We start from the raw sequence: 8,537 nt of genomic DNA, 5'->3' as shown, positions 1-8,537 counted from the left end.
GGCGTGCTGTCATGGCAGGGGCGGGCGGTGTTTGCCCCCGGCGCGCTGTACATCGCCGCCGCGTGTCTGTGCTGGGGCATTGACAATAACCTTAGTGGGCGGCTCTCGGCAGCCGACCCGGTGCGTATCGCCATGATAAAGGGCATTGTGGCGGGAACGGTGAACCTGCTGGCCGCCCTGTGGTTCCAGCACGCGGGCTGGCCCGGCGCGGGCATTGTCGCCGCCGCGGGCGCGGTGGGGTTTCTGGGCTATGGGGTCAGCCTGGTGCTGTTCATGCTGGGGCTGCGGCATCTGGGGGCTGCGCGCACGGGGGCGTATTTTGCGCTGGCGCCGTTTGTGGGCGCGGTGGTGTCGGTTGTGCTGTTCCATGCGCATGACGTGGGCCGCCTGCTGGTGGCGGGCGTGCTGATGGGCGTGGGGCTGTGGCTGCACCTGAGCGAACGCCACGCCCACACCCATGAGCATGAGGAAATGGAGCACACCCACCGCCATGTGCATGACGCCCACCACCAGCACGCCCATGGCCCCGACGACCCGCCGGGCGAGCCACACACCCACCGCCACCGCCACACCCGGCTGGTGCATGCCCACCCCCATTACCCCGACCTGCACCACCGCCACACGCATGATGACGGGCACGGGCATGACCATGGTGGGCACGACCATGTGCATGTGGCGTAAGGCCGGGGTAGGCTGCGGTAGATAACGCTGCCTTTTTTGTAAAAAGGCGGCACCCGAAAACTTTTATCTGTAACCTGCTGGGGGATGGGGGCCATGGTGGCGTATCAGGATGGTAACGGGGCGGAGCCGCCCTGCTGGCTGGCAACACCGGCGCATGATTTCACCAAACTGGCGCATGCCCTGCTGCCACAGGCCGAAAGGCTGCTGGCCACGCAGGGGGTGTTCGCCCCGCAGGGCGCGGCCATGGACCTGCGCGGCGGGATCATTCCCGTCACCCCGCCCGTGACATCGGCCGATCCCGCCGCCCTGATGGCGCAGGTGCATGCGGCATTGCGGGCCGATGTGCGCGCCCGGCCCCGGCGCGCGGCGGCGGTGATTGCCAACTGCACGGTCATCCTGCCCGGTGCGGCGGGGCCGACGCAGGCGGCGGTTGTAAGCTGTGCCTATCGTGACGGCACGGGGGCGCAGGTTGCCTATCCCTACACGCTGGTGCATGGCCGGGTCACGTTCGGCCCGCCCGCGTGGGAGGAAGGGGGACAGGACATTTTCCCGCCCATAAGGCTGCGCCCCCATGTGCGCGCTGACGGCCCGCCACGCCCGGCGGGGCATGCCGTGGGGCTGTTCATGGTCCGTGGCGTCGCACCTGATGCACTCCTGCGCCACCTTGGCCTGACCACGGACGGGGCCGGGACCGACACCCCCGCCGCGCGGCTGTGCATGGCCGCGCTGCCGGATGGGTGGTGCGTGCTGTGGTGCAACGACATGGCGGACGCCCCCGGCCTGCGCCTGAAACTCGCCACGCAGGGGGCGGGGGTGGAGGTTATTTTCATCACCATTGATGAACATGCCTGCCGCACCCGCGCCACCGGCTACCATGGCGGGGTGGAGGTCTGGTCCGTCGCGCATGACGGGAGCGCCAGCGCGCATGACCTTGTAACCACGGGCCAGCCGCCCGCGTGCCTGCCCGGCCTTGTGGCGGATATGGAGCGTGAGGAAGTGGAAAGTGGCTACCCGCCCGGCGCGGTCGATTTTTACTTCGATATTCCGGTGGCCCTGGTCCATGCGCTGACCGGCTTCAGCTACTGGCAGCGCGCGGCGTTCACGCCGCTGGCCTGAAGTCATCAGAGTTTCCGGGCGTCGCCTTTTTTCAGGGGGGCGGCGTCATGCCGCCTGTGTTGTGGTTTTGGTGCCATCCGCATCCTGCCCGCCGGAAACGGGGGCACTCACGCTGTCCTGATCCGTGGGCTTCGTGCCGCTGGCGGTGGCACCGGAGCTGGAGGGCGAGGCAAACAGTTCATCGACAATTTCCCTGTCGAGCTGCGCGTTTATCCCGTCCATGCTGTTGAAATGGCCGGTAATAGCTGTGGTGTTGCCTTCGGGGGTGAAGCTGTAGGGCTGGGTGGTGTCCACGCTGGGGGTGGATGTGTTGTCCAACGCCTGCAGGGCATCGGTCGGCAGGATATTTTCCTGCCCCGAAAAGCCGGATGAGAGCGTGAAGCTGGTCTGTGACTCCGAAGCCGTCTGGGTCGTGGTTTCCTGTATGTTGATGGACAGGGAGGACGAACCCCATGCTTCCTCCTCCTGCGCGCGCTCCTCGGTCTGCTGCAGGTAGAGAAGGGACCTTTCCATCGGGATCGAAACCGCCTGGTTGTCGTCATAGGTCAGGTGTCGGCTGCTTATGTCCTGCAGCCCGGCGTTGATGGTCTGCATGAACGGCGTGTTCTCGGTTTCCTGGTCAAAGGCCGTTTCAATGCCGTTGGCCGCGTCGCCGCCATGCGCCTCGATTTCCGAGCGCATTTCGTCACTGGTCACATAGGCCGACCATTTCTGCGCATCGGACGTGGAGGAACTGGTGATGATCTGCGCGAGGGTGTCGTACACCTTCTGTATCGTGCTGGTGGAGCCGCCTATCTGCGTGCCCTGCGTACTCAGGTAGGTTGCCGCCGCGCTGGACAGGGAGAGCGCATCCGTGCCCGCTGAACCCGTGTCCGTGCCGGAGCTTTCGGATGCGTCACTGGCAACCGCGCTGCCGTGCTGGAGGGGGTCCTGCCCATTCTCATCAGCGGATGGAACCGCCCCCTGAAACCATGAGGCCGACCATGAAAGACTGGTTGTCGTTACGGTAGTCACAATTCACCCCGGTTTCCACGCTGGTAGAAAGACAGATCTGCTGGTGCAGCCACAGAACATTCAAACGGTAAGGAGAAGGTTAATTGCAGGATTTTTTATTCATTACCGGGAAAAGGCAGATATGCATTTGCCGCCTGCACGGTTTTTACGCATAAACATTCCATCATGACATAACCGCGCCCGGACCCGCAGGGAGGACCGCCATGCCGCACAACGCCGCCGCCCCGCAGGCGCGGCGCGGGGCCTATAGCCGCCGCGTGGCCGATGACATCTGCACCCGCCTGGCCGATGGGCAGAGCCTGCGCGCGATCTGTGCCGATGCCGGTATGCCGCACCGCGCCACCGTATTCCGCTGGCTGCGCGACAACCCCGCCTTTCGCGCGCTGTACGCCACCGCGCGTGAGGCCGCGGCCGACACCCTGGCCGAGGAGATCATCGCCATAGCCGACCGCGCCACCGGCCGTGACGACGTGCCCGCCATGAAACTGCGCATGGAGGCGCGGATGTGGGTCGCCACCCGCCTGCGCCCGCCCGCAACAGCCACCCGCGCCGAGAGCGGGGCAGGGGGCATTGCCATTACCATCACCACCGATGACGCGGCCCTGTGACGCGCAGCCCCCCGCCACCCCCTTCCGCCTGACGGATGACCAGCGCGCCGCCAACCGGCTGCTGGGCGGGGCGGCCACGCATATCCTGCTGCGTGGCGGCGCGCGGTCGGGCAAGACATTCGTGCTGGTGCGCGCGCTGGTCATACGCGCGCTCAGGGCGGCGGGCACGCGGCACGGCATATTCCGTCACCGGCTGAACGCGCTGCGCGCGACCGTGGTGGCCGATACGTTCCCCACCGTCATGCGCCGGTGCTTTCCCACCGTGCCGTGGGTGCTTTCGCGCACGGACTGGACGGTGGAGCTGCCCAATGGCTCGACCATCATGTTCGGCGGGCTGGATGATGAGGAACGGACCGAAAAGATACTGGGGCTGGAATTCGCCACCGTTTATTTGAACGAGGCCAGCCAGATCACCTATGGCGCGCGCAACATGCTGCTCACCCGCCTTGCGCAGAAATCGCCCCTGGCGCTGAAGGAGTATATCGACGCCAACCCCCCCACCACCGCGCACTGGCTCTACCGCGTGTTTGAAGACGGGGTGGAGCCGGCATCCGGCGCGCCGCTGCACCGCGCGGCCTATGCCACCATGCGGCTGAACCCCGATGGCAACCGCGCCAACCTGTCGGCCGGTTACCTGGCCGGGCTTGCCGCCCTGCCGGAGCGTGAACGCAGGCGCTTTTTATTGGGTGAATACCAGCAGGCGGTGGATGGCGCGCTGTGGCGGATGGAGGATTTTCACCGTGCCGCCCCCGTCACCCCCGCCACGCGCGCGGCCGTGGCGGGGCGGATGCGGCGCATTGTGGTGGCGGTTGACCCATCGGGCTGCGCGGGGCCGGAGGATACGCGCTCGGACGAGATCGGCATTGTCGTATGCGGCGTGGACGCGGCGGGGCAGGGCCATGTGCTGGCCGACCTGTCACGGCGCGACACGCCCGCGGGCTGGGCGCGCACGGCATTGCGCGCACATGCCGAATGGGGGGCCGAGCGCATCGTGGCCGAGCATAATTTTGGCGGCGCGCTGGTCGAGGCCACGCTGCGCGGCGTGAACCCGGCGGCCCCCCTGCGCATGGTCACGGCCAGCCGGGGCAAGGCCGCGCGGGCCGAACCGGTGGCGGCGCTGTATGAACAGGGGCGGGTGACGCACCACGGCACCTTTGGCGAGATGGAGGAACAGCTATGCCAGTTTTCCGCCGCCGGGTACCACGGCCCCCATTCCCCCGACCGGGCGGATGCACTGGTCTGGGCGCTAAGTGACCTCATGCTCTCCGCCCCGCCGCCCGCCCCGGCGCGGTGGGCCCCCACACGCTTCAACATCGGGCGTTAGCATCCCGGCGGGGCGAAGGGGTGCGTACATGCTGCCCTTCGCCGCCCGTGCATGGGGCGGGGTTTTGGCATCTGTCGGGCGAGGGTGAAGTTACCGGGCAGTTTCCGGCAGCCTGTCGGCACCCATAAGCCCCCCGCCACACCACCACGCATGGCGGAATGACCCGTTGGGATGATCGGGCGGGATTTGCAGGATTCCAGCTTTTTTAGATGAAAGCCGTGTTTCCGGGCGGCTTCCGACCATGTTTCACCACCCTTGCCCATGGCCCTGCCATATGCGCCGGGCGGGCAGGCCCCGCAGCCCCCCGCCACACCACCACGCATGGTGAAATGATCCGCTGGGACGATCGGGCAGATTTTGCAGGATTCCGGCTTTTTTTCAGGTGAGGGCGGTGTTGCCGGGCGTTTTGCCGGGCAGGCCCCGTAACCCTTCACGCACGCCCCGCCGCACTGGACCGCACGCATACCGGAGAGACCGCATGGACTGGCAGGAACTCAGGAAAACCTATCCCCGTGACCCGGACCTGCCCGCCCGCGCGCAGGCGCTGGCCGCGCTGGCGCGGGTGCGCGAGGGCACGCAGTACGACGCCATCCCCAACCCCTTCGGCACCGAATATAACGGCGCGGGCGAATACATCCCGCTGGCGTGCCGCAGGCCGTCGGTGCGCACCAATATGTGCCGCGCGGTGGTGGATGATGCGGTCTCGCTGGTGTTCGGGGCGTCGCACTGGCCCGCCACGGGCGCGCACGACCCCGCCGTGCCGGGCATACTGGCGCAGGTGGCCACCGAAACGGCGCTGCCCGCGCTGATGACGGATGCCGCCACGCGCGGCAGCATCGGCTCGGTCGCCGTGCTGGTCGAGGCAGTGGACCGCCGCCTGCGCATGCAGGTGCATGACACCATCTACCTGACCCCGCAATGGGATGCGTGCGGCGAACTGTCCAGCGTGACCGAACGCTACAAGGTGCCCGGCCACGTGCTGGCGGCGCAGGGCTGGCCCATCGGCGCGGAGGAAGCGGCCGCCGTGTTCTGGTGGCAGCGCGTATGGGACCGGGCGGACTGCCACGTTTACGTGCCCTGCCGTGTGGATGCGGGACCACCCGCGCGGGTGGACGCCGCGCGCGGCACGCATCACGGCCTGGGGTTCGTGCCGTGGGTGTGGATGGCCAACCTGGCCGCCCCCGGCGTGGTGGACGGGCCATGCACCTTCGCCCCGGCCATTGATACGGTGATCGAGTGTGACTACCTGCTCTCCCAGTCCGGGCGGGGGCTGAAATACAGCGCCGACCCGCGCCTTGTCATCCGCGCGGGGCCGGACCCGTATGCCGATGGCACGCCCGCCGCCACCGGCGGGGCGGCCAGCGCGCTGACCCTGCCGCTGGATGGTGATGCCAAACTGCTGGAAATAAATGGCGATGCGGCGGACGCCATGCGCGCCCATTACCGTGAGCTGCGCGCCAGCGTGATGGAGCAGATACACGGCAACCGCGCCCAGGCCGACAGCCTTGCCGCCCCCACATCGGGCCGGGCGATGGAGATGCTGTACCAGCCGCTGCTGTGGCTGGCGGACCGGATGCGCCTTTCCTACGGTGAATACGGGCTGCTGGCGCTGTACCGCATGGTGTGCCGGTTTTCCCATGTGCTGCATGGCGGGCTGCGCATTGGCGGGGTGGACCATGCGGGGCTTGATCCCGCCGGGCTGGCATTGCAGTGGCCGCCCTATTTTCCGGGCACGGAGGCCGAACTGGCGCAGCTTGCGCAGGGGCTGGATACCGCGGTGCGGGGCGGCTTCGTCTCGCGCCAGACGGCGTGCGCCATCTTTGCCGCCCGCGCGGGCGCGCCGTCGCCCCATGCGGAATGGGCGCGCATCGGCACCGAAAACCCGGCCTGACCCCTTTATCCGTTACGGAGCCATCCATGACCCGATCAAGCGTTCCCCATTCCCCAGACATGGACACCCTGCGCCGCGAGATGGACGCCCTGCGCGCCGAACGTGACGCCGCCGTACAGGCCCGCGCCGCGCTGGAGGGTGATCTTGCCCGCGCCAACGAACACGCCGCCACCGCGCGCACCCGCGCCAGCCGCGCCGTGATCCGTGCCGAGGCCCGCGCCATGGCCGCGCGCATGGGCGCGGTGGAACCGGCCGATGTGGTGCGGCTGGTGGACCTGTCCGCCGTCACCCTGGCCGAGGACGGCACCCCCCAGGGGCTGGACCACGTGCTGGAGGCCGCGCGTGAAAGCCGTGCTTACCTGTTCACCCCGCCGCAGCCGGCATCAGGTGCCGCCAGCGGCACCACCGCCGCAGGCCCCGCCCCACGCGCGGGCGATCCCACCCCGTTCGACGCCCGCACGGCGGGCGCGCGTGATGTCAAGGCGGCAGCCAGCGCGGCGGGCCTGCGCTGGCCGGTGGCGAATTAGGGCAGGGGAGTTTTCTGTCCGTTGCAATATGGGGGGTGGAGATTGTGGCCTGTCCAGTAGGAGGCGGGTATTGTTGGGCAATACCCGCGCCACCCATCCGTTTGTTATAATGACCGTTGGATGCAGGTTTCATTATATAGATACATGTCAGTAATATTATTAAATATAATTCATTTGGAAATAAAATATTTATAAGCGTCCTCTATATTATTCATTTCCATACGAATTTCTGTATTCATAAATTTCATATCACGAATCAAAATTATATACTTTTCGAACATTTCCTTTACGGTTTGTTCCTTATACTTATTATCAAGATAACCATCTGCAATAGTTGTAAAAATCTCTTCGTAAATTATTCTTAATTTATTTAATATATATTCAGAACAATCTTCGTCATATTTTGTTATATGCTTAAATTCTTTATTTCTATTATATCCTGCCATCATATTTTTAATTGATTCAATTTCAGCCTTCAAAAACTGAAACATATTTTCCTCGGAACTTCCTGATGTTTTCGGAAGCTCTGCGGCTCTTGATATTGATAAGAGACGGACGATGGAATTTATATTATCTCCGGAATCTTTATTTTCATAAGTCTCTCTCATGCAAGACACGATTTTCTTTTGCACAGGCAATACTGAATCATATCGCATGTTTTTATCGTAATCTATGCAGCGCATCGGTGATATATCAAATATGCGCCCGGTACCCTGTTCCTGAATCAGCACAACCGGCTTATCAAACGCCTGCCTTACACCCAATTCAAACATGACATTGGGATTTTTACCGCTCAGGTCACACACAACCATATCGGCATCCAGTAGATTGTTCAGAATATCAATATGGATCATACCGGCATTCTGGACTTCATCTGCGCGAATTGGCTTAAAGCCTGCCTGCTCACATGCCGGTTTAATAATGTTGGCATATACACGCCCAAAATGCCCCGGCTCATAACCCTGCATGTCGGCAATTGGCATCACGACGAAGCAGGTCTTGGGTTTTTCGGGGGGCGCAATGGCTTTCTGTTCTTCAGGCACGGCTAATTACTTTCATCAAATCATATCGGCAAAAACTAGCACCAAACAATTTTCCCTGTAAATTGCACAAGGCCCATGCTTCCGGCCATCTGATGGAACGGAGACACATGACATGCACGGATCAGTTAAAAGATACGCACAAAATATCCGTCCATTAATTCTGTCCGGCTTTACTGGTGGTTACATACTGCACAACCGGGGTCCGCATGGTTGCGCCGGACAGCCCCCTCATTCCACTATATGCAGGTGCATCAGGATCATGACAGGGGCGGGCATGTAATGCGGGGGTGGCGGAAGATGGTGTGGGCCGTGATGGGGGGCGTGCTGCTGGCG

At 64.0% G+C, this 8,537-nt stretch carries 8 protein-coding genes; 6 read left to right on the top strand and 2 right to left on the bottom strand.

All coding sequences use genetic code 11. The features are described from left to right. Together DY926_RS12395 and DY926_RS12390 are read left to right on the top strand one after the other, a co-directional pair. Window positions 1–681, top strand: a 681-nt coding sequence (locus DY926_RS12395) for a DMT family transporter (RefSeq protein WP_148707782.1), incomplete at its 5' end; no start/stop codon positions are given. A gap of 93 nt (window positions 682–774) precedes the next feature. Beyond that, complete coding sequence (locus DY926_RS12390; protein ID WP_116703652.1) at window positions 775–1,797, top strand: hypothetical protein; 1,023 nt, start codon at window positions 775–777, stop codon at window positions 1,795–1,797. Between the two features lie 45 nt (window positions 1,798–1,842). Here DY926_RS12390 and DY926_RS12385 read toward each other — a convergent pair whose 3' ends face one another. After that, window positions 1,843–2,811 (bottom strand): hypothetical protein, encoded by a 969-nt coding sequence (locus DY926_RS12385; protein ID WP_116703650.1) that lies wholly within the window; start codon window positions 2,809–2,811, stop codon window positions 1,843–1,845. A gap of 203 nt (window positions 2,812–3,014) precedes the next feature. On the opposite strand from DY926_RS12385, the gene DY926_RS12380 reads away from it, so the two are divergent. The 4 genes from DY926_RS12380 to DY926_RS12365 all read left to right on the top strand — a co-directional run bounded on the left by DY926_RS12380 (window position 3,015) and on the right by DY926_RS12365 (window position 7,161). Then, on the top strand, window positions 3,015–3,419 hold the full coding sequence (locus DY926_RS12380; RefSeq protein WP_116703649.1) for a terminase small subunit-like protein: 405 nt from the start codon (window positions 3,015–3,017) through the stop codon (window positions 3,417–3,419). Beyond that, on the top strand, window positions 3,403–4,743 hold the full coding sequence (locus tag DY926_RS12375; RefSeq protein WP_186336164.1) for a phage terminase large subunit: 1,341 nt from the start codon (window positions 3,403–3,405) through the stop codon (window positions 4,741–4,743). The genes DY926_RS12380 and DY926_RS12375 overlap by 17 nt, the downstream gene beginning before the upstream one ends. 478 nt (window positions 4,744–5,221) lie before the next feature. Then, window positions 5,222–6,634, top strand: coding sequence for a phage portal protein (locus DY926_RS12370; protein WP_116703648.1), 1,413 nt, complete (start codon window positions 5,222–5,224; stop codon window positions 6,632–6,634). A gap of 26 nt (window positions 6,635–6,660) precedes the next feature. Beyond that, window positions 6,661–7,161, top strand: a complete 501-nt coding sequence (locus DY926_RS12365) for a phage scaffolding protein (protein WP_116703647.1) — start codon at window positions 6,661–6,663, stop codon at window positions 7,159–7,161. 170 nt (window positions 7,162–7,331) lie between these two features. Here the strand turns inward: DY926_RS12365 and DY926_RS12360 are convergent, their stop codons facing one another. Beyond that, window positions 7,332–8,204: a hypothetical protein gene (locus DY926_RS12360; protein WP_148707781.1), complete on the bottom strand. Its 873-nt coding sequence runs from the start codon at window positions 8,202–8,204 to the stop codon at window positions 7,332–7,334. Window positions 8,205–8,537: the final 333 nt, after the last annotated feature.

The sequence above is a fragment of the Komagataeibacter melaceti genome, from assembly GCF_003403295.1.
Classification (GTDB): Bacteria; Pseudomonadota; Alphaproteobacteria; order Acetobacterales; family Acetobacteraceae; genus Komagataeibacter; species Komagataeibacter melaceti.
The sequence above is the reverse complement of the archived record's forward strand: the minus strand, read 5'-3'. Positions and strand labels throughout refer to the sequence as shown.

What these genes read in the sequence shown, in the direction of transcription:
- DY926_RS12375 (WP_186336164.1), top strand. Translation starts at nt 3,403, where the DNA reads ATGACGCGGCCCTGTGACGCGCAGCCCCCCGCCACCCCCTTCCGCCTG.
- DY926_RS12380 (WP_116703649.1), top strand. Translation starts at nt 3,015, where the DNA reads ATGCCGCACAACGCCGCCGCCCCGCAGGCGCGGCGCGGGGCCTATAGC.
- DY926_RS12370 (WP_116703648.1), top strand. Translation starts at nt 5,222, where the DNA reads ATGGACTGGCAGGAACTCAGGAAAACCTATCCCCGTGACCCGGACCTG.
- DY926_RS12365 (WP_116703647.1), top strand. Translation starts at nt 6,661, where the DNA reads ATGACCCGATCAAGCGTTCCCCATTCCCCAGACATGGACACCCTGCGC.
- DY926_RS12390 (WP_116703652.1), top strand. Translation starts at nt 775, where the DNA reads ATGGTGGCGTATCAGGATGGTAACGGGGCGGAGCCGCCCTGCTGGCTG.